General features: G+C 64.6%; 15 protein-coding genes. 14 read left to right on the top strand and 1 reads right to left on the bottom strand.

Going from position 1 to position 22409, the window contains the following annotated elements; genetic code table 11:
• Positions 1-259 precede the first annotated feature (259 nt).
• The 13 genes from ACTDXD_RS02490 (at position 260) to ACTDXD_RS02430 (ending at position 19813) form a co-directional block, all read left to right on the top strand.
• A complete protein-coding gene (locus tag ACTDXD_RS02490) occupies positions 260-1345 on the top strand; it encodes an ABC transporter ATP-binding protein (protein ID WP_440127506.1) in 1086 nt (361 codons plus the stop codon).
• Positions 1346-1353: 8 nt separating this feature from the next.
• The gene (locus ACTDXD_RS02485) at positions 1354-2145 is read left to right on the top strand and encodes an MlaE family ABC transporter permease (protein ID WP_440125638.1); all 792 of its coding nucleotides are present in this window, start codon (positions 1354-1356) and stop codon (positions 2143-2145) included.
• Between the two features lie 4 nt (positions 2146-2149).
• Complete coding sequence (locus ACTDXD_RS02480; RefSeq protein WP_440125637.1) at positions 2150-3010, top strand: MlaE family ABC transporter permease; 861 nt, start codon at positions 2150-2152, stop codon at positions 3008-3010.
• Positions 3007-4377, top strand: coding sequence for an MCE family protein (locus ACTDXD_RS02475; RefSeq protein ID WP_440125636.1), 1371 nt, complete (start codon positions 3007-3009; stop codon positions 4375-4377). Before ACTDXD_RS02480 ends, ACTDXD_RS02475 begins: the two co-directional genes overlap by 4 nt.
• Positions 4374-5453 (top strand): MCE family protein, encoded by a 1080-nt coding sequence (locus tag ACTDXD_RS02470; protein ID WP_440125635.1) that lies wholly within the window; start codon positions 4374-4376, stop codon positions 5451-5453. The genes ACTDXD_RS02475 and ACTDXD_RS02470 overlap by 4 nt, the downstream gene beginning before the upstream one ends.
• A complete protein-coding gene (locus ACTDXD_RS02465; protein ID WP_440125634.1) occupies positions 5450-6448 on the top strand; it encodes an MCE family protein in 999 nt (332 codons plus the stop codon). The genes ACTDXD_RS02470 and ACTDXD_RS02465 overlap by 4 nt, the downstream gene beginning before the upstream one ends.
• Positions 6448-7710: an MCE family protein gene (locus ACTDXD_RS02460; protein ID WP_440125633.1), complete on the top strand. Its 1263-nt coding sequence runs from the start codon at positions 6448-6450 to the stop codon at positions 7708-7710. The genes ACTDXD_RS02465 and ACTDXD_RS02460 overlap by 1 nt, the downstream gene beginning before the upstream one ends.
• A gap of 29 nt (positions 7711-7739) precedes the next feature.
• Entirely contained in the window at positions 7740-9041 is a 1302-nt protein-coding gene (locus tag ACTDXD_RS02455; RefSeq protein WP_440127505.1) for an MCE family protein, read from the top strand.
• Complete coding sequence (locus ACTDXD_RS02450) at positions 9038-10285, top strand: MCE family protein (protein ID WP_440125632.1); 1248 nt, start codon at positions 9038-9040, stop codon at positions 10283-10285. The genes ACTDXD_RS02455 and ACTDXD_RS02450 overlap by 4 nt, the downstream gene beginning before the upstream one ends.
• A 47-nt stretch (positions 10286-10332) precedes the next feature.
• Positions 10333-10935, top strand: a complete 603-nt coding sequence (locus ACTDXD_RS02445) for a hypothetical protein (protein ID WP_440127504.1) — start codon at positions 10333-10335, stop codon at positions 10933-10935.
• A gap of 73 nt (positions 10936-11008) precedes the next feature.
• Positions 11009-11860, top strand: a complete 852-nt coding sequence (locus tag ACTDXD_RS02440; RefSeq protein ID WP_440125631.1) for a hypothetical protein — start codon at positions 11009-11011, stop codon at positions 11858-11860.
• Positions 11861-12219: 359 nt separating this feature from the next.
• The gene (rpoB, locus tag ACTDXD_RS02435) at positions 12220-15726 is read left to right on the top strand and encodes a DNA-directed RNA polymerase subunit beta (protein ID WP_440125630.1); all 3507 of its coding nucleotides are present in this window, start codon (positions 12220-12222) and stop codon (positions 15724-15726) included.
• A gap of 115 nt (positions 15727-15841) precedes the next feature.
• Positions 15842-19813 carry a DNA-directed RNA polymerase subunit beta' gene (locus tag ACTDXD_RS02430; protein ID WP_440125629.1) on the top strand — a complete coding sequence of 1324 codons (3972 nt, stop codon included), beginning with the start codon at positions 15842-15844 and terminating at the stop codon, positions 19811-19813.
• 136 nt (positions 19814-19949) lie between these two features.
• Here the strand turns inward: ACTDXD_RS02430 and ACTDXD_RS02425 are convergent, their stop codons facing one another.
• On the bottom strand, positions 19950-20441 hold the full coding sequence (locus tag ACTDXD_RS02425) for a SixA phosphatase family protein (protein ID WP_440127503.1): 492 nt from the start codon (positions 20439-20441) through the stop codon (positions 19950-19952).
• A gap of 175 nt (positions 20442-20616) precedes the next feature.
• Between ACTDXD_RS02425 and ACTDXD_RS02420 the strand changes: the two genes are divergently transcribed.
• Complete coding sequence (locus ACTDXD_RS02420) at positions 20617-22296, top strand: FAD-dependent oxidoreductase (protein ID WP_440127502.1); 1680 nt, start codon at positions 20617-20619, stop codon at positions 22294-22296.
• The last annotated feature ends 113 nt before the right edge of the window (positions 22297-22409 follow it).

The following is a 22409-nucleotide window of genomic DNA, read 5'->3' as shown; positions in this document are numbered from 1 at the left end:
CCGTGGGGGCGGCTTTTTTGTGGTGCGTGGCGAATCTTCTCCTATTCGGAATCGCGCGCGTGTTACGGCACATCGCGCTCGATTTCCGAATACCGTACCCACTGTGCATCTGTGCAGGTCATCGGATAAGTCTGCCTATGTAAGTGGCATTGATTTGCCAACTTACTCACGAGTAGTATTCACTGTCACAGTTACCACTTCGATGCGATAGAGTGGCCCAACCCACAGGGGTGGATGGCGTCGAAACAGTGTGGAGGTAATCGTGGGTGTAGAGGTTTCTGTCGAGGGATTGACCAAGTCCTTCGGCTCGCAGCGGATCTGGCAGGACGTATCGCTGACGCTTCCCGCCGGTGAAGTCAGTGCCCTGCTCGGTCCGTCCGGTACGGGTAAGTCGGTGTTCCTCAAGTCACTGATCGGTCTGTTGCGACCCGAACAGGGTTCGATCGTCATCGACGGCACCGACATCCTGCAGTGCTCGAGCAAGGATCTGTACGAGATCCGGAAGCTGTTCGGGGTGCTGTTCCAGGACGGCGCTCTGTTCGGGTCGATGAACCTGTACGACAACGTGGCCTTCCCGCTGCGTGAGCACACCAAGAAGTCCGAGTCGGATATCCGCAAGATCGTGATGAGCAAGCTCGAACTCGTGGGTCTGCTCGGTGCGGAGGACAAGCTTCCCGGTGAGATCTCCGGCGGCATGCGCAAGCGCGCAGGCCTGGCCCGCGCGCTGGTGCTCGATCCGGAGATCATTCTGGTGGACGAGCCGGACTCGGGTCTCGATCCGGTGCGCACGACCTACATCTCGCAGACTCTGATCGATATCAATGCGGAGATCGATGCCACGATTCTGATCGTGTCGCACAACATCAACCTGGCTCGTACGGTGCCGGACAACATCGGGATGTTGTTCCGCAGGCAGCTGGTGATGTTCGGTCCGCGCGAGGTGCTGCTCACATCCGATGAACCGGTGGTCAAGCAGTTCCTCAACGGCACGATGATCGGTCCGATCGGTATGTCCGAAGAGAAGGACGAAGCGCAGATGGCGCACGAGCAGGCACTCGTGGACGCCGGGCACCACGCAGGCGGTGTCGAGGACGTGGAAGGCATCATTCCGCAGATGCAGGCGACGCCCGGTATGCCGGTGCGTCAGGCGGTGCACCGACGCCAGGATCGAGTCCGTCAGATCCTGCACACGCTCCCGCCCGCGGCCCAGGCTGCGATCGTGGAATCGCTCGAGGAAGAGAGCACGGGGGTGGCCTACCCCGAGCATGGCTACAGAGACGACGACACTCAGGTGATCCCCGCGTACTCATCCCAGGGATACGACCAGCCTCACGGCCTTAAGTAGGAGAATAGATGGGGGGAAGTACCTCGCTCGTGCGCCCCGTGCACGGCGCGCTCACCCAAGCCGGAAACATCTTCGAGCTGTTCGTCGACGTTGTTCGCAACACCTTCCGGCGTCCGTTCCAGTTCCGGGAATTCATCGAACAGGCCTGGTTCATCGCCAGCGTCACGATCCTCCCCACCGCGTTGGTGGCGATCCCGTTCGGTGCTGTTGTGTCGCTGCAGACCGGGTCGCTGATCAAGCAGCTCGGCGCGGAGTCGTTCACCGGCGCCGCCAGTGTTCTCGCGGTGATCCAGCAGGGCAGCCCGATCGTGACGGCATTGCTGATCGCGGGTGCGGCAGGTTCCGCGGTCACCGCAGACCTCGGATCACGAACCATCCGTGAAGAGATCGACGCGATGAGGGTGCTGGGCATCGATCCGATACAGCGACTGGTGGTGCCGCGCGTGCTCGCGATGGTGCTGGTAGCTCTGCTCCTCAACGGACTGGTTTCGGTCGTCGGTATCGCGGGCGGGTACTTCTTCAACGTCATCCTCCAGGACGGAACTCCGGGGGCGTACCTCGCGTCGTTCTCTGCCCTGGCGCAGCTTCCCGACCTCTACGTGGCGGAACTCAAAGCTGCGGTCTTCGGCATCATCGCCGGTGTCGTCGCGTCGTACAAGGGACTGAATCCGGGTCCCGGCCCGAAGGGCGTGGGCGAGGCGGTGAACCAGACCGTCGTCATCACGTTCCTGTTGCTGTTCTTTGCAAATCTGATCCTGACGATGGTGTATCTGCAGGTCGTTCCGGCGAAGGGGTCGTGAAGCGATGACAATCGCCAAAGGGCGCGGAGATCTCGTACTGATCCGTGGCCGGAAAGTGCTGCGCGCACCCCTGAACATGCTCGACCGCGCGGGCGAGCAGATGTCGTTCTACGCACGGGCGGTCGGATGGATTCCCCGCACCATCACGCACTACCGCAAGGAGGTGCTACGGCTTCTCGCCGAGGTCACCTTCGGCAGCGGTGCGCTCGCTGTGATCGGCGGGACCATCGGCGTGATCGCGATGATGTCCGGGTTCACCGGCGTCGTCGTGGGTCTGCAGGGCTACGCGGCACTCGAACAGCTGGGGTCCTCGGTACTCACCGGCTTCCTGTCCGCCTACGTCAACACTCGTGAGCTTGCGCCGATCGTCGCGGCCCTCGCATTGTCCGCCACCGTGGGTTGCGGTTTCACTGCCCAGCTCGGCGCGATGCGGATCAGTGAGGAAATCGACGCCCTCGAAGTGATGGCGGTTCCGTCAGTGCCGTTTCTCGTGACCACCAGGATGATCGCCGGTTTCGTTGCTGTCATCCCGCTGTACATCGTCGGTCTGCTCGCCGCGTATCTGATGACGCGAGTGATCAGCACCCTGTTCAACGGGCAGTCTCCGGGGTCGTACGACCACTACTTCAATTTGTTCCTGCCGCCGGAGGACGTGCTGTATTCGTTCGCCAAGGTCCTGGTGTTCGCGTTCGTGCTGATCCTCATCCATTGCTATTACGGATTCCACGCGAGTGGAGGCCCCGCAGGAGTCGGCGTGGCCGTGGGGCGTGCGGTACGGACCGCAATCGTCACGATCGCGGTTCTCGATTTCTTCCTCAGTCTTGCTATCTGGGGCACGAGCACGACGGTGAGGGTGGCCGGATGAGCGACACCTCGGTTTTTCGTCGGCGCACACTCGGATTGGTGTTCTTCCTCGTCTTGGCGCTGTTCATCGCAGGCACGATCGCGCTGTACAACAAGACGTTCAAGAAGGTCGTCGAGGTCGAGCTCATCACGGACAGCGTCGGCAACGCCCTGCCCAAGAACGCCGACGTCAAGGTGCGCGGTGTGATCGTGGGAGAGGTGCGCTCGACAAGCGCTGAGGGTGATCAGGTCACCGCACACCTCGCGATCGAGCCCGAGAAAGCCGAGCTCATTCCGGCCAACGCGACCGGGCAGCTGCTACCCAAGACGCTCTTCGGGGAGCGCTACATCTCTCTGATGATCCCGGCCGATCCCGGACGTGCGCTGCAGGCAGGCGACGTCCTGGTACAGGACACGAGCGAGAAGACCGCCGAGCTGGGGGAGGTGCTCGACGGCCTGCTGCCCCTCCTGCAGGCGATCCCCCCGCAGGATCTGGCGAACACACTGGGCGCACTCGCGCAGGGGTTGAGCGGACGAGGCGAGACCCTCGGCCGGACGGTCGACAACCTCGAGCGGATATTCCGAGAGGTCAACGTGGAACTACCTACGCTGCAGGAAGACCTGCGCGGCCTCGCCGATTTCACACAGACCTACTCCGAGGCAGCCCCGGACCTCATCAACGCGCTCGACAACCTCCGGACCACCGGCGCGACGATCGTCGAGGAGCAGAACCAGATCCAGACCCTGCTTGCCACCGCGACCGGCGCGTCCGCATCGACCGCAGATTTCCTCCAGACCAATGCGAACTCCCTGATCAGTATCTCCGCGGATTCGAAAGAAGCATTGCAGTTGCTCGCTCGGTACTCGCCGTCGTTCCAGTGCACGTTCCGGGGCTTCGCCGAAGCAAAGCCCGCCGCGGTGGAACTGCTTGCCGCCGACGACCCGTTCCCCGCCGCGCGCGCGAACATCCAGTTCACCAATCCCAAGGGTCGTTACCTGCCCAACCAGGACGAACCGCGTCTGCTCGACACCCGCGGTCCGGCCTGCTACGACCAGGTGACGGAGCCGGGTAGATTTTTCCCGCAGTATCCAGGCGGCTCGATCAACGACGGTTCCTATCAGGTTCCCTCCCGTAATCCGGGACCCGCGTCGATCCCGATGTTCCCGGCCCCCGAAGGCTCGGGGGTGCCCGACGACGTGAGCACCATCATCGGACTTTCGGGTTCGGACTCCGCGACCCCGGTCTCGTACGAAGGTTCACGTGCCGAACAGGACACCCTCGACGTGATCTACGGCCAGGCCACCGGTATTGCACCGCAGGATGTCCCGGCGTGGACGACGCGGCTGGGCGCTCCTGCACTCCGCGGTGCGGAGGTGAGCTTCCAGTGAGAGGTCTTGCTGCACCGCTGACCAAACTGATCGTGTTCGCCGTGGTCACCATCTTCGCGACCGGTGTCCTTGCAGCCACCATCGCGAGCGTCGGAGGGGCCGGAGGAACGAAGTTCCACGCCGTGTTCTCCGACGTCACCTCACTCAACGAGGGCGACGATGTGCGCATCGCCGGTGTGAAGGTCGGGCAGGTGAACGAGATCGCGATCGTGAACGAACGTGAGGCCCGCGTGACGTTCTCCCTCGATCAACGCGACTGGCTTCCCGCGACATCGACCGCAGCTCTGCGTTTCCGCAATCTGGTCGGCCAGCGATACATCGCGCTGGGACAAGGCGAGGGCGACCAGGGGCAGCGCATGACCGAAGGGGAGACCATTCCCATCGAACGGACGCGGCCTGCCGTCAACCTCACCACATTGTTCGACGGATTCCGTCCACTGTTCCAGACGCTCAGCGCCGACGACGTCAACAAACTGTCGTTCCAGATCATCCAGGTATTCCAAGGCGAAGCAGGAACCATCGACGATCTCGTGCGCAGCACTGCAAGTCTGACGAACACGATCGCCGACAAGGACGCGGTGATCGGTGCCGTGATCGACAACCTGAACACCGTCCTCACCACGATCGACGAGCGGGACGAACAACTCGACTCGCTCCTGGTGAATACACAGGCACTCGTCAGTGGGCTGGCCGCTGATCGCGACACGGTGGGTTCGTCGGTGCAGTCCCTCGCGGGCCTGACCGATGCGGTGGCGGACGTGCTGGAGCCGACACGCTCGTCGGTCACCCAGTCGATCACCGCCCTGAACGAGCTGACCGGCAACCTCAACGCGAACAGCGGTGAGGTGAACGATGTGCTCGCCAACCTGCCCGTCAAGCTCGAGAAGCTCGGCCGTGTCGCCAGCTATGGGTCGTGGTTCCAGTTCTACCTGTGCGGTATCGACATCATCGCTGGGCCCGGTTCGGTGCCGTACCTGAATCTCCCCACAGGGCTACCCACCGTGAACCAGCCCATCTATACGAATGCGGCGCAGCGATGCACGCAGGAGGGGATGCAGGAGTTGCAGGGACGATGAGCAAACGCCGCAGTCCGGCAGCCGCCGGTGCCCTGGGCATCGTCGTGATTCTGCTGGCGACACTGTCCGCATTCTTCCTCGATTCGTTGCCGATCATCGGAGCCGGAGCGACCTACAAGGCCGAGTTCAGCGAGGCAGCCGGACTCAAGCCCACCAACGAGGTGCGCATCGCGGGCGTCAAGGTGGGCACGGTCAGTGCCGTCGAACTCGAAGGGGATCGCGTCGTCGTGTCCTTCCGGGTTCAGGACGCGTGGGTGGGAGACAATACCTCGGCATCGATCCAGATCAAGACGATCCTGGGGCAGAAGTATCTCGCGTTGAATCCGAGTGGCGCCGAGGTCCTCGACCCGGACGATCGGATTCCGCTCGACCGCACGGTCTCGCCGTACGACGTGATCGAGGCGTTCTCGTCTGCGGCCACGACGCTCGGCGACATCGACTCCGACCAGCTTGCAACGAGTTTCGAGACGCTGGCCGGCGCATTCTCCGAGACTCCCGACGACATTCGCGCGTCACTCGACGGTGTGAGCAGGCTGTCGGAGACGATCGCGAGCCGCGACAAGGAACTCAAGCGGCTGCTCGAAGCCACGGGCAACGTGTCGCAGATTCTCGCCGACCGGAACACCGAGTTCAATCGTCTGCTCAGCGACGGAGCCCTGCTGATCACCGAGCTCAACAACCGTCAGCAGGCGATCTCGCAGCTGCTCGACGGGACCAAGCGGCTCTCGACGGAACTCTCGGCCCTCGTGGTCGAAAACCAGGAACAGATCGGTCCCGCCCTGGAAAACCTGCGTGGAGTCGTCCAGATCCTGCAGGACAACAACGACAACCTCGACAGGGCCATGAAGCTGTATGAGCCGTTCGTGCGTCTGTATGCCAACGTCGTCGGCAACGGGCGCTGGTTCGACCAGGTGGTCGTGAATCTCACGCCGCCCGGTCTGCCCGAGATTCCGGGATACCGCGAGCCGGGTCGCACCCTGGGAGGGGGGAACTGATGGCACACGCAGACAACGCCGACTCCCCGAACCAGGCCGGTCGTCGACGCATTGCGTTCATCGCGCTCGCAGTGGCTGTGGTACTCGTGGTCGCGGGCGCCCTGTGGTGGGTGTTCACCCGCGCTGGAACGACTACTGTCACTGCCTATTTCGACAAGGCCGTCGGCATCTACGAGGGATCCGACGTCCGGGTCCTCGGTGTCGAGGTCGGCAGCGTCACCTCGGTCGAACCTCAGGGAGAGGTCGTCAAGGTCGACATGCGCGTCAATCGTGGGGTGGACATCCCGGCCGACGCCAGGGCAGTGCAGATCACCCCGTCCGTCGTCGCCGATCGCTACGTTCAGCTCACCCCCGCCTACTCCGGTGGTGAGACGATGAGCGACGGCGCCGTCATCGACCGGGAACGAACGGCTACCCCTGTCGAGGTCGATGAGTTGTACGCGAGCATCGACGAACTGGCGCGGGCGCTCGGGCCGGAGGGCGCGAACGCCGACGGTGCGCTGACCGAATTCGTCGAGGTCGGTGCCGAGAACCTCGAAGGAAACGGTGCGGCTCTCGGCCAGAGCATCGACGAATTGTCCGCTGCCGCTCGCACACTCAACGAGTCGCGCGGAGACCTCTTCGGAACCATCGAGAACCTCCAGGTCTTCGTCAGTGCGCTCGCCGCCAACGACCAGCAGGTACGGCAGTTCAATACCCAGCTCGCCGACCTTTCCGGCTTTCTCGCCGGGGAACGCCAGAACCTCGGAGAAGCGCTGGAGCAGCTTTCCATGACGCTCGGGGACGTCACGACGTTCGTGCGCGACAACCAGGAGGCGGTCAAAGACAATGTCGACGCGCTGGTTCCTGTCACCGAGAACCTCGCGAACAATCGTCAGTCACTGGTGAACTCCTTGACGCTGCTTCCGCTCGCGGTGAGCAACCTCGTCAATTCGTACGACGCGGAATCGGGGTCGTTGTCCTCGCGCCTCGTCCTGCCCGACCTGGAGGATCCGGCAGCGGTCCTCTGCAAGCTCATCGACGTGGGCCAGTTGATGCCCGGCGATCCCGAATTCGAAGCGCTCGGACGGCAGATGCAGCCCGTGATCGACCGCTGCGGCGACATCATGGGACAGATCACCGAGGACACGAGGTCGCCGGATCTGATTCTGCCGTTCGGAATCATGAGCGGTGAGAACATTCAGCGGCAGGTCGTCCCGGGCACGGTGCCGGGAGTCGTGTCGCCTCGGCTGGACGTCAGCGGAGAGGGAGGCGGCCTGTGAGGCGCTCGGTGGCCCATGGATGGACGAGCCTGCCGCGTTCGACGGTCGTCGGGGTGGGGGCATGTGTTGTCGCGGTGACGGTCTCGGGCTGTGGCGGCATCTACGACGTTCCGCTGCCGGGCGGGGCCGATCTCGGCGACGAGCCGATCCGGGTCAGCATCGAATTCGACGACGTCCTCGACTTGGTGCCGCAGTCGACCGTCAAGGTCGACGGCGTGCCGATGGGCCGCGTCGAGTCGATCGACGTGGCAGGGGAGGGATGGACCGCCGAGGTCGAGATCGTTCTCAACTCTGCAGCCGACCTGCCCGCGAACACGTTCGCGGTTGTCGAACAGAGCAGTCTGCTGGGCGAGAAGTTCGTGCAGCTCGCGCCTCCGTCGGACGAGCCGGCGACGGGTGAGCTCGTCGACGGCGCCACCATTCCCCTCGAACGGACACGGCATGCGACCGAGATCGAACCGGTGCTCGGAGCACTGTCGCTGTTGCTCAACGGTGGTGGTGTCGGGCAGCTCGCCCCGGTCATCGAAGAGTTGTCGACGGCATTCGACGGTCGGGAGGGCACGACGCGCAGCCTCATCGAGGAAGCCGAATCCCTGATCACCGGACTCGAACAGCAGCGAAACGACATCACCCGCGCGATCGATGGTCTCGATGCGTTGTCCGAGCGGGTCGCCGTGCAGAACGATCAGGTCGCGGCGATTCTCGACGACCTGCCGGTGGCGACCGAGGTGCTCGAACAGCAGCGGCCGGAACTCACGCAACTCCTGGTCCAGCTCGATCGGCTCGGAACGGTCGGGACGGACATCCTCGATCAGTCCAAGGACGATCTCATTGCCGACCTGCTCGCTCTGCGTCCGACCCTTCAGGCACTCGCCGCGTCGGGCGACGACCTCGTACAGTCCCTGTCGTTCGTTCCGACGGTGCCGTTCCCGGACAGTGTCGAAGACATCATCGTCGGCGGTTCGATGAACCTGTTCCTCATCGTCGACCTGCAGATCGGCGACGCACTCGCCTCGCTCGGCGTGGGCCAGGGCGAGCCGGTCTACCGGCAGCCGAAATTCGGAAACCCGAAGCCGGTCGTCGACCCGTCCAATCCCTACTACAACGGAAACGGGCCGCACGTGGGATGGCCGACAGTGTCCTTGCTGCCGGTACTGCCGACCCCGACGTTGCCCGATCTCCTGACCCTTCCCGAAGGTGTCGCGCTGCCGGAGGGCGTCGAAATTCCCGGTATCGGTGAGGCCGGCGGGAGCCGCGCGCCCGCACCGGCCCCGCCGCCCAACCCGCTCGAAGGCTTGATGGATCAGCTCGGAATCGGGGGTGGCCGATGAGATCACGACTGGTGAGGATTCAGCTCGTGGCATTCGTCGTCATCGCGCTGCTCGGCGTGGTGTTCGTGGGGGCCCGTTACGTCCGGCTGGACAATCTCATGGGTTTCGGCCAGTACACCGTCAACGCCCGATTCCCCAGCTCGGGCGGTGTATTCAAGAACGCAGAAGTCACCTACCGAGGCGTGCCGGTCGGCAGGGTGGGCGACCTTTCGCTGACCAGCGACGGCATCGACGTCGAACTGAAACTCGACGACGGAGGGCCGGAGATCCCTGCATCGGCTCAGGCCGTGGTCGCGAACCGGTCGGCGATCGGCGAGCAGTACGTCGATCTGCGGCCGCCCACCGACGAAGGTCCTTATCTCGTCGACGGTTCGATCATCGAGTCGACTGCCGACGACCTTCCGGTGCCTGTCGAAGACCTGCTTGTGAGCACCAACGAACTGACCCGGTCGGTGCCGACGGATGCACTGCACACGGTGGTCACCGAACTCGGCGACGCGTTCGACGGCCGCGGCGACGAACTGCAGGTGCTCGTCGATTCGCTCGCACAGCTCAGTGACTCGGGTGTCGAATACCTGCCGCAGACGGTCACGTTGATCCGCGACAGCAGGACCGTGCTCGACACCCAGTCCGAGCAGTCGTCCGCAATCGAGCAGTTCAGCTCCGATCTCGACCTGATCACCGCGCAGCTGCGCGACAGCGACCCCGACATCCGCCGACTCATCGAGACCGGTACGTCTGCGAGCGAAGAGCTGGGCCGGCTGATCGCGGATTCGGGACCGGGCCTGACCGCGGACTTGACCAACCTCGCTGCGCTCGGCGAGACCCTCGCACCTCAGGCCATTGCACTGCAGCCGCTGCTGGCATTCCTTCCTGCCGTTGCGGCCAGCGCAGGCACCGTTGCCCCGGGCGACGGTACGGTGAGGCAGGGCATCGTGCTGGAGACGAACAACCCGCCGTCGTGCACCCTCGGATACGAGGGCACGTACGAGATCATCGAGCAGATGCGTGCGGAGAACCCGAACTTCGACGATCACGCCCAGGACTTCCCGTTCAACACGGAAGCTTCCTGTGATGCACCACAGGGCAGTGTGACGGGTGTACGCAGCGCGGACCGGATCGTGTTCGCCGACCCCGCGACCATCCAGCCGTGGGATTTCACGCCGAAGAAGGATCCCGACAAGCTCAATCTGAATCCGGTGGCGACGCAGCTGGCGCCGCTTCTCGGAGTCACCCCGAAGTGAGCAGTGAGTAGGTTAGTGGAGTGAGAGCAAGAACCGTCGCCCTTTCGATAGTGAGCGCGCTGGCGGTGGTCGCCCTTGTGGCCGTCGCGTGGTTCGGATTCGGCTGGGCGAAGGCACTGATCGTCGATCGTTCGGTGGCGGACACGCGCGACGCCGCGCTGGAGGGCGCCTTCCAAGCGACGATCAACCTCAACAGTGTCGATGCACAGAATGTCGACGCGTCGCTCGACAACATGCGTTCGTCGATCACCGGAGACGCGTTGCTGGGCGATCTCGCCGCGACGGAGCAGCAGATCCGCGATCAGGTCGCTGCGACGGGAACCAGCATGTCGGCGGAGGTGCTCTTCGGGTCGTTGACCGAACTGAACACCGACGACGATCAGGCGAAAGCGCTCGTCGTGCTCGCGGTGCGCACGACCACCCCGGAGTACTTCACGGTCAACAAGGTTTCGGTGAACGCCTCGATGGCGAAGGACGGCGACGTCTGGAAAGCGGTGACGATCGAGCCTCTCGGCTCGGTCGGCATGGAGGAGGGGCCTGCTCCGGGCGCACAGCCGGCACCGGAGGGGTCTGCACCCGCAGGACCTGCACCTGCCGAATCCGCGCCCGCGGAGCAGGCTCCCGCGCCGAATGGTGTCGCGACACCGTGACCCGCAAGAACGTTTCGACCAGCAGTGACGGCTCGAACGACAGTAGTAGCGAGCCGACGAAGGAGAACGCCTAGTGCCACCGCAGCGACGCAATCCCGGGCCGCCGCGCCGTCGACCCAAGATCGCCGGTGCGTCCCGTCCGAGGACCGAGTCGAGCGCAGGTCCGGTCACCCCCGGCCCCGTTTCTTCGAGTAGCGAATCCGATCGGGTCGAGCCGGTCGGCTCGACCGGTGCGGTCACCGACGGGCCCGACAGAGCGGTAGGTTCCGGTCCGTCGAACGGCGCCGACGAGAAGACCGAGATCGATACGGTCGATTCTGAAGGGGCCTCTGCCGCGGGAACAGGCGAGACTCGGCCGTCGGCCGACGACCGGCCGCATCTCACCCCTGCGCTCGATTCCGGCCCCGGGCTACCGGCCGGCGACGTGAAACGGCCGAGTTCGAGCTGGATGCCGGTGCTCGCGGTGGCCCTGGTCGCCGTCGTGCTGGGCGCGCTCGCCGTAGTCGCAGCCTTCCGCCCCGGAGCGTCCGACAGCAATGTCGCGTGGGTCGACCAGGCGGAGACGGCTGCGGTGACCGAGGCTGCTGCGCACGCGATCGAGGCGATGCACGGGTACAACTTCGAGACCATCGACGAGGATTTCGCCGAGATACGCGAACTGCTCACAGACGAGCGCCGTGTGGAGTTCGACTCGACGGCCCAGGTCACCAAGGACGCCGCGGTACAGACCCGCACCGTGACGGAGGTGAATGTGGCGCACATCGGCGCACGGATGATCGACGAGGTCCACGCCGAGGTCGCTGCGTACATCAATGTCAGCGCGACCGGTGACGGAGTGGCACAGGGGAGTGCGGCAGCGCCGCTGCTGGTGCGGATGGAGAAGGCGGATGGCCGTTGGCTGGTCTCGGAGATCCGCGATCAGTAGACGCGTCGCGCCCGGGGCGGTCGCGTTGCGGGTGTGACACCGGGGGCCGATGACTCTTGACGAGAACGACGTGAGACGTCACTCTATCGGTACGCCTGTGCGATACCGACCCCGCAACGTCGCCTCCAGGTTTCTTTGAGGCACCCCCGTGGACATTTCCGTGTGTTCGGTGTAAGTTGGTTCTTTGCGCTGGCTGCCTCCTGTCCACCCCCTGACCTGTGAGCCCGTGAATCGTTCGCCGAGAGCGACTTCATCGGATTCTTCGGCTGGGTTTCAGTTCGGGTTGCGACCAGCCGAAACGCCCCACATGAAGAAGCAGGTACAGCGGCGGTCGCACCGGTTGGAGCGACCCGCGTGAGGTGCTGGAAGGACGCATCTTGGCAGTCTCTAGCCAGACCAAGGCAGTTGCCGGAATCCCCGGAGCCCCGAAGAGGGTTTCGTTCGCGAAAATTCGCGAACCCCTCGAAGTTCCCGGGCTCCTCGATCTACAGACAGATTCCTTCGAATGGTTGATCGGGTCGGAGCGCTGGCGCGCGAAGGCTGCTGATCGTGGTGACGGCAGCGTCGCCGGTGGTCTCGAAGAGATCCTCGCCGAGCTCTCGCCGATCGAGGACTTCTCGGGCTCGATGTCCCTTTCCTTCTCCGATCCACGATTCGACGAGGTCAAGGCCTCCGTCGAGGAGTGCAAGGACAAGGACATGACGTACGCGGCTCCGCTGTTCGTCACGGCCGAGTTCATCAACAACAACACCGGCGAGATCAAGAGCCAGACGGTCTTCATGGGTGACTTCCCGATGATGACCGACAAGGGCACTTTCATCATCAACGGCACCGAGCGTGTCGTTGTGTCGCAGCTCGTGCGTTCGCCCGGTGTATACTTCGACAAGTCCGTCGACAAGAGCACCGAAAAGGACCTGCACAGCGTCAAGGTCATCCCCGGTCGCGGTGCATGGCTCGAGTTCGACGTCGACAAGCGCGACACCGTGGGTGTGCGCATCGACCGCAAGCGCCGTCAGCCCGTCACCGTGCTGCTCAAGGCACTCGGCTGGTCCACCGAGCAGATCGTGGAGCGCTTCGGCTTCTCCGAGATCATGATGTCCACGCTCGAGAAGGACAACACCGCAGGCACCGACGAGGCGCTCCTCGACATCTACCGCAAGCTTCGTCCGGGCGAGCCGCCGACGAAGGAGAGCGCACAGACGCTCCTCGAGAACCTGTTCTTCAAGGACAAGCGCTACGACTTGGCGCGTGTGGGCCGTTACAAGATCAATAAGAAGCTGGGCCTGAACACCGGCCAGCCGATCGAGGCGTCGACCCTCACCGAGGAAGACATCGTCGCGACCATCGAGTACCTCGTGCGTCTGCACGCGGGTGAGAACTGGATGACCGCTCCGGGCGGTGTCGAGGTTCCGGTCGAGGTCGACGATATCGACCACTTCGGTAACCGCCGCCTGCGTACCGTCGGTGAGCTGATCCAGAACCAGATCCGCGTGGGCCTGTCCCGCATGGAGCGCGTTGTTCGTGAGCGCATGACGACCCAGGACGTCGAGGCGATCACGCCGCAGACCCTGATCAACATCCGTCCTGTTGTGGCCGCGATCAAGGAGTTCTTCGGAACTTCGCAGCTGTCGCAGTTCATGGACCAGAACAACCCGCTGTCGGGCCTGACGCACAAGCGTCGCCTGTCGGCTCTCGGCCCCGGTGGTCTGTCGCGTGAGCGCGCGGGCCTCGAGGTCCGCGACGTCCACCCGTCGCATTACGGCCGCATGTGCCCGATCGAGACCCCTGAGGGCCCGAACATCGGCCTGATCGGTTCGCTGTCGGTGTACGCGCGGGTCAACCCGTTCGGTTTCATCGAGACTCCGTACCGCCGGGTCGTCGACGGTGTCGTCACCGATCAGGTCGACTACCTCACGGCAGACGAAGAGGACCGCTTCCTCATCGCGCAGGCGAACTCGCCGATCAGCGCGGACAACACGTTCGCCGAGGATCGCGTGCTCGTCCGTAAGAAGGGCGCGGAGATCGAGTACGTCGGTGCCGACTCCGTCGAGTACATGGACGTCTCACCGCGGCAGATGGTGTCCGTCGCGACGGCCATGATCCCGTTCCTCGAGCACGACGACGCCAACCGCGCCCTCATGGGCGCGAACATGCAGCGTCAGGCCGTTCCCCTGATCCGTAGCGAGGCCCCGGTCGTCGGTACCGGCATGGAGCTGCGTGCCGCAGTGGACGCGGGCGACGTCATCGTCACCGAGAAGCCCGGCGTGGTCGAGGAGGTGTCGGCCGACTTCATCACGGTGATGGCCGACGACGGCACCCGCCGCACCTACCGTCTGCGCAAGTTCGACCGGTCCAACCAGGGCACCTGCTCGAACCAGCGTCCGATCATCGACGAAGGCCAGCGTGTCGAGGCCGGCCAGGTCCTGGCCGACGGACCCTGCACCGAGAACGGTGAGATGGCGCTGGGCAAGAACCTGCTCCTGGCGATCATGCCGTGGGAAGGCCACAACTACGAGGACGCGATCATCCTGTCGCAGCGCCTCGTGGAAGAGGACGTCCTGACCTCGATCCACATCGAGGAGCACGAGATCGATGCCCGCGACACCAAGCTCGGTGCCGAGGAGATCACCCGCGACATCCCGAACGTCTCGGACGAGGTCCTCGCCGACCTCGACGAGCGCGGCATCGTCCGTATCGGTGCCGAGGTTCGCGACGGCGACATCCTGGTCGGCAAGGTCACCCCGAAGGGCGAGACCGAGCTCACCCCCGAGGAGCGTCTGCTCCGCGCGATCTTCGGTGAGAAGGCGCGCGAGGTCCGCGACACATCGCTCAAGGTTCCTCACGGTGAGACCGGCAAGGTCATCGGCGTGCGCGTGTTCTCGCGCGAGGACGACGACGATCTGCCTCCGGGTGTCAACGAGCTCGTCCGCGTGTACGTCGCGCAGAAGCGCAAGATCCAGGACGGCGACAAGCTCGCAGGCCGACACGGCAACAAGGGCGTCATCGGCAAGATCCTCCCGCAGGAGGACATGCCGTTCCTGCCCGACGGCACGCCCATCGACATCATCCTGAACACCCACGGTGTTCCGCGTCGTATGAACATCGGCCAGATCCTCGAGACTCACCTCGGCTGGATCGGCAAGGCCGGTTGGAACGTGCAGGTCGCCGACGACGGATCACGTCCCGACTGGGCACAGAACCTGCCCGAGGAGATGCTCGCCGCCGAGTCCGACTCGAACATCGCAACGCCGGTGTTCGACGGTGCTCGTGAGGAGGAGCTCACGGGTCTGCTGTCGTCGACGCTGCCGAACCGCGACGGCGAGGTCATGGTCGGTCCCGACGGTAAGGCGACGCTGTTCGACGGTCGTTCGGGTGAGCCGTTCCCGTACCCGGTGGCGGTCGGCTACATGTACATCATCAAGCTGCACCACTTGGTCGACGACAAGATCCACGCGCGTTCGACCGGTCCGTACTCGATGATCACGCAGCAGCCGCTCGGCGGTAAGGCGCAGTTCGGTGGTCAGCGCTTCGGTGAGATGGAGTGCTGGGCCATGCAGGCGTACGGCGCCGCATACACGCTGCAGGAGCTGCTCACCATCAAGTCCGACGACGTGGTGGGTCGCGTGAAGGTGTACGAGGCGATCGTCAAGGGCGAGAACATCCCCGAGCCCGGCATCCCCGAGTCGTTCAAGGTGCTCCTCAAGGAACTCCAGTCCCTCTGCCTCAACGTGGAGGTGCTGTCCAGCGACGGCGCTGCCATTGCGATGGCCGACAGCGACGATGAGGACCTGGAGCGGGCAGCAGCCAACCTGGGCATCAACCTTTCCCGCAACGAGTCGGCCACGGTCGACGACCTCGCGAACTAGGAGCCGAACCGATGCGGTACGCCACCGAGTCACACCGGCCGCGTACCGCATCGGGCCCCGGCAGCGATAGCGACAACTAGCAGCAACAAAGCCCGCACAGGGGAAAGGAAGTTACGTGCTCGACGTCAACTTCTTCGATGAACTCCGGATCGGTCTGGCCACTGCGGCCGACATCCGTAATTGGTCGTACGGCGAGGTCAAGAAGCCGGAGACCATCAACTACCGCACGCTCAAGCCCGAGAAGGACGGCCTCTTCTGCGAGAAGATCTTCGGCCCCACCCGGGACTGGGAGTGCTACTGCGGTAAGTACAAGCGCGTCCGCTTCAAGGGCATCATCTGCGAACGCTGTGGCGTCGAGGTGACCCGCGCCAAGGTGCGTCGTGAGCGGATGGGCCACATCGAACTGGCCGCACCCGTGACCCACATCTGGTACTTCAAGGGCGTGCCGAGCCGTCTCGGCTACCTCCTCGACCTCGCTCCGAAGGATCTCGAGAAGATCATCTACTTCGCTGCGTACGTCATCACGTCGGTCGACGACGAGCTCCGTCACAACGAGCTCTCGACGCTCGAGGCCGAGATGGAGGTCGAGAAGAAGGGCGTCGCCGACCAGCGCGACGCAGACCTCGAGGCCCGCGCGCAGAAGCTCGAAGCCGATCTGGCCGAGCTCGAGGCCGAAGGCGCCAAGTCGGATGTCCGTCGCAAGGTCAAGGACGGCGGCGAGCGCGAGATGCGTCAGCTGCGCGACCGCGCTCAGCGTGAGCTCGATCGTCTCGACGAGATCTGGACGACCTTCACAAAGCTCGCTCCCAAGCAGCTCATCGTCGACGAGCTGATCTACCGCGAACTGCAGGACCGCTACGGCGAGTACTTCACCGGCGCGATGGGTGCAGAGGCCATCCAGAAGCTCATCGAGACCTTCGACATCGACGCCGAGGCCGAGCTGCTGCGCGAAATCATCCGCAGCGGCAAGGGGCAGAAGAAGCTCCGTGCGCTCAAGCGTCTCAAGGTCGTGGCGGCATTCCAGCAGTCCGGCAACTCGCCGATGGGCATGGTCCTCGACGCCGTTCCGGTGATCCCGCCGGAGCTGCGCCCGATGGTGCAGCTCGACGGCGGTCGCTTCGCGACCTCCGACCTCAACGACCTGTACCGCCGCGTCATCAACCGGAACAACCGTCTCAAGCGACTGATCGACCTCGGTGCTCCCGAGATCATCGTCAACAACGAGAAGCGGATGCTCCAGGAGTCCGTCGACGCGCTGTTCGACAACGGTCGTCGTGGCCGCCCGGTGACGGGTCCGGGCAACCGCCCGCTCAAGTCGCTGTCCGATCTGCTCAAGGGCAAGCAGGGTCGTTTCCGTCAGAACCTGCTCGGTAAGCGCGTCGATTACTCGGGCCGTTCGGTCATCGTCGTCGGTCCGCAGCTCAAGCTGCACCAGTGCGGTCTGCCGAAGCTCATGGCTCTCGAGCTGTTCAAGCCGTTCGTGATGAAGCGTCTCGTGGACCTGAACCACGCGCAGAACATCAAGTCGGCCAAGCGCATGGTCGAGCGTCAGCGCCCCCAGGTGTGGGATGTCCTCGAAGAGGTCATCAACGAGCACCCGGTCCTGCTCAACCGTGCACCTACGCTGCACCGTCTCGGCATCCAGGCGTTCGAGCCGCAGCTCGTCGAGGGTAAGGCCATTCAGCTGCACCCGCTCGTGTGTGAGGCCTTCAACGCCGACTTCGACGGTGACCAGATGGCCGTGCACCTGCCGCTGTCGGCAGAGGCTCAGGCCGAGGCACGCATCCTGATGCTGTCGTCGAACAACATCCTGTCGCCGGCATCGGGCCGTCCGCTCGCTATGCCCCGTCTCGACATGGTGACGGGTCTGTACCACCTGACCCGCCTCGTCGAGGAAGGGGTAGGCGCGTACAAGCCTGCGTCCGCCGACGAGCCGGAGCAGGGCGTGTACTCGTCGCCGGCCGAGGCCATCATGGCTGTGGACCGGGGCGTGCTCTCGGTGCAGGCCCCCATCCGGGTGCGTCTGTCGCAGCAGCGTCCGCCGCGCGAGATCGAGAACGAACTGTTCCCCGAGGGATGGCGCTACGGCGAGGACTGGCTCGCCGAGACCACGCTCGGTCGCGTGATGTTCAACGAGTTGCTGCCGGCCAACTACGGCTTCGTCAACGACATCATGCCGAAGAAGCGTCAGGCCGGGATCATCAACGATCTCGCCGAGCGCTACCCGATGATCGTTGTCGCACAGACCGTCGACAAGCTCAAGGACGCGGGCTTCTACTGGGCCACGCGTTCGGGCGTGACGATCGCGATGTCGGACGTGCTGGTTCCGCCGGAGAAGAAGGAGATCCTCGAGCGTTACGAGGGTCAGGCCGATTCGATCCAGCGGCAGTACGACCGAGGCAAGCTGTCCGAGGACGAGCGTCGCGATTCACTCGTGAAGCTGTGGCAGGAAGCGACCGAAGAGGTCGGCCAGGTTATGGAGGCGCACTACCCGGACGACAACCCGATCCCGACGATCGTGAAGTCCGGAGCCGCGGGCAACATGACCCAGATCCGCTCGCTGGCGGGTATGAAGGGCCTGGTGACCAACCCGAAGGGCGAGTTCATTCCTCGTCCGATCAAGTCCTCGTTCCGTGAGGGCCTCACCGTCGCCGAGTACTTCATCAACACGCACGGTGCGCGTAAGGGTCTGGCCGATACCGCTCTGCGTACCGCCGACTCGGGTTACCTGACCCGTCGTCTGGTGGACGTCTCGCAGGACGTCATCGTCCGCGAGGTCGACTGTGGCACGCCGCGTGGTATCGAGATGATCATTGCCGAGCCCGAGCGTGACGCACAGGGCAACGAGACCGGCAGGCTCGTCCGCGATGCTCACATCGAGACGAGCACGTACGCTCGCACGCTGGCGACGGACGCAATCGATGCGGCAGGCAACGTCGTGGTCGAGCGCGGCTCCGACCTCGGCGATCCCGCGATCGAGGCTCTCCTCGAGGCCGGTATCCAGAAGGTCAAGGTCCGCTCGGTCCTGACCTGCGACACGGGCACCGGCGTCTGCGCGACCTGCTACGGCCGCTCGATGGCAACGGGCAAGCTCGTCGACATCGGCGAGGCCGTCGGTATCGTCGCTGCCCAGTCGATCGGTGAGCCCGGTACGCAGCTGACGATGCGTACGTTCCACCAGGGTGGTGTCGGTGAGGACATCACGGGCGGTCTGCCCCGTGTCCAGGAGCTGTTCGAAGCCCGTATCCCCAAGGGCAAGGCTCCGATCGCCGACGTCTCCGGACGTATCCGCCTCGAGGACGACGATCGTTTCTACAAGATCACGATCGTCCCCGACGACGGTGGCGAAGAGGTCGTCTACGACAAGCTGTCGAAGCGTCAGCGTCTGCACGTGATCCGCAAGGCCGACGGCACCGAGGGCGTCCTCGGTGACGGCGACCATGTGGACGTCGGTCAGCAGCTCCTCGAAGGTGCTGCCGATCCGCACGAGGTGCTGCGCGTGATGGGTCCCCGCCAGGTTCAGATCCACTTGGTCCACGAGGTCCAGGAGGTCTACCGGAGCCAGGGTGTGTCTATCCACGACAAGCACATCGAGACCATCGTCCGTCAGATGCTGCGTCGCGTGACGATCATCGATTCGGGCGCGACGGAGTTCCTGCCCGGCTCGCTCGTCGAGCGCAGCGAGTTCGAGGCCGCGAACCGTCGTGTGGTCCAGGAAGGTGGCGAGCCGGCTGCCGGTCGCCCCGTTCTCATGGGCATCACGAAGGCGTCGCTGGCCACCGACTCGTGGCTGTCGGCGGCGTCGTTCCAGGAGACCACTCGTGTGCTGACCGATGCGGCCATCAACTGCCGCTCGGACAAGCTGATCGGTCTCAAGGAGAACGTGATCATCGGCAAGCTGATCCCGGCCGGTACCGGCATCAACAAGTACCGGAACATCCAGGTTCAGCCCACCGAGGAGGCTCGTGCCGCCGCATACGCCATCCCGGCGTACGACGACCAGTACTACTCACCGGACGGTTTCGGCCAGAACACCGGTGCTGCAGTGCCTCTGGATGACTACGGTTACTCCAACGACTACCGGTAGTTCGCTGCCGTAGTCACAAAGGTCCCGCCCTCTCTCTTCAGGGCGGGACCTTTGTGGTTTCCGGGATATTGTCCGTAGGGAGCGTCGCTCTGACGCGCAGTATTGCTGTGCCGCTCAGTGTGCGATGTGAAAACGCTCAGCGTGCGATGTGAAAGTCCGTCAGCTCGGCGCGGCCCGGCTCGAGGTCGTCCCAGCTGCCTCGAACGGTGAGGACCGCGAGCGCTGAGGTCGGAAACTTCTCGGAGAGTTGCTGGGCGATGTCGCTGCTGTGGTCTGTGGCCAGGCTCAGAGCCGTCTCGGACAGCGACGGCTCGTGCCCTACCACGAGCAAGGTGTGAATTTCCGGGTCCATCGAGCGGATCTCCGCGACAACGGCCTCGGGAGTGGCCCCGTAGAGCGCCGCGCGATAGTCGACGGGTGCGTCGATCGTCGCTTCGGCGAGGGTTTTGCGCGTGCGTGTCGCGTCGGAACACAGCACTGCGTCGATTTCAGGCAGGTTGGCTCGCATCCATCGACCGGCGAGACCTGCTTCTCGGCGGCCGCGTGGAGAGAGGGGGCGCTCGTGATCGTCCACGTCGTCCGGGTACGCGGACTTCCCGTGGCGAAGCAGGATCAGGGTGCGGGGCATCATCGCTCCACCGTAGGGGCTGCGTGCCCGAACCGGAACGTCGACTCCGGCTTTTGATGTCGATCCGGCGGACCGGCCTTGCGGAGGGTGCGAATGCACGACTACAGTTCAGATAACTGTTACAGCGTGTTACATGAAAATGCGGCTGTGCCGCCCACCCCTCGAGGATCTCGCCATGGCCTACGTCATCACCCAGACGTGCTGCAACGACGCAAGCTGCGTCGCCGTCTGCCCGGTCAATTGCATTCACCCCACCCCCGACGAGCGTGAATTCGGGTCGGCGGAGATGCTTCATATCGACCCGCAGACCTGCATCGACTGTGGTGCATGTGCCGACGCATGCCCGGTCGAAGCCATCCTTCCCGACGACAAGCTCGAACCGTCCCAGGCCCGGTTCGCCGAGATCAACGCCGACTACTACCGCGCGCATCCCATGCCGGAGGGCTGGAATCCTCTCGTGCCGACACCGGCTGCGCCGCGGGATCGCGGAACACTGCGCGTCGCGGTCGTCGGCGCCGGTCCCGCGGCCTGCTATGCGACGCAGGAACTGCTCGAACGATCCGATGTCGAGGTCGAGATGTTCGATCGGCTGCCGACCCCGTTCGGACTGGTTCGCGCCGGCGTCGCGCCCGATCATCCCGGTACGAAGGCGGTCACCGAGTCATTCGAGTGGTCCTTCCGCCGAGACGCCTTCGCATTGCACCTCGACACGGAGATCGGCCGCGACCTCACCCACGCGGAGCTGCTCGACCACCACCACGCGGTGGTGTATGCGGTGGGCGCCTCCGCCGACCGTCGCCTCGGCATTCCCGGCGAAGATCTCGAGGGCAGCCACGCAGCCACGGAATTCGTGGCCTGGTACAACGGCCATCCCGACTATGCGAACCGCACCTTCGATCTGTCCGGTGAACGCGCCGTCATCGTCGGCAACGGCAACGTCGCAATCGATGTCGCCCGTATCCTCGCGATGGACGTCGAGGACCTCGCGCGCACCGACATCGCCGATCACGCCCTCGAGGCGCTGCGGCACAGCAATATCCGTGAGATCGTTCTCCTCGGCCGCAGAGGGCCTGCGCAGGCCGCGTACAGCAACCCCGAATTCCTCGCGCTCGGCGAGCTCGAGGGTGTGGACATCGTCATCGACGAAGCCGACCTGGAACTCGACGAGGCCGGCGCGAACGCTGTGGCGAGCGATCCCGCCGTGGCGATGCGCGTGCAGCTCGCGCGTGAGTACGCGGGGAGCGAGGTGCGGGAGGGCAATCGGCGCATAGTCTTCCGCTACCGCGCCGTGCCCGCGGAGGTGCTCGGCACGGACCGCGTCGACGGCGTCCGGGTCGCGCGCACCGAGCTGGTCGAAGATTCCGAGGGCGCGCTCGTTGCGCGGGTGACCGATGACGTCGATGACATCGACGCGGGACTCGTACTGCGGTCGATCGGTTATCGAGGTGTGCCCGTTCCCGATCTGCCGTTCGACGACCGGCGTGCCGTCGTCCCCAGTACCGGTGGCCGCGTCGACGTCGGTGTCTATGTCACCGGTTGGATCAAGCGCGGGCCGAGCGGCGTCATCGGCACCAACAAGGCCTGCGCCAAGGAAACCGTGGCGACGTTACTCGCCGATTTCGACTCGGGTCGGCTGGCACCGCCGCGGGGCGACCGCCGGAGTCTCGGGAAGCTTCTGGCCGAGCGGCGCCCGGACCGCGTCGACCTCGATGGGTGGCGGGCCATCGACGCTGCGGAACGCGCTGCGGGTCGCGCGAGCGGCCGGCCACGAATCAAGATCACGGAGCGGGCTGCACTCGTCGAACTCGGTCGTCGCCGCCGTCGTCTTCCTCTGATCGGGGCCGCGCGGCGATAAATCCGTTGGGCGCGTTGGCTCATCGTCGCTAAGATCGGCACACGGCGCGCACGCGTTCCGGTATCTGCCACGACCACCGGCGCTCTCTCGCGCGGGCCTGCCACCTCGATTCC

The sequence above is a fragment of the Rhodococcus sp. SJ-3 genome (assembly GCF_051918125.1).
Taxonomy (GTDB): domain Bacteria; phylum Actinomycetota; class Actinomycetes; order Mycobacteriales; family Mycobacteriaceae; genus Rhodococcus.
This window is presented reverse-complemented; position numbering and strand designations above follow the sequence as displayed.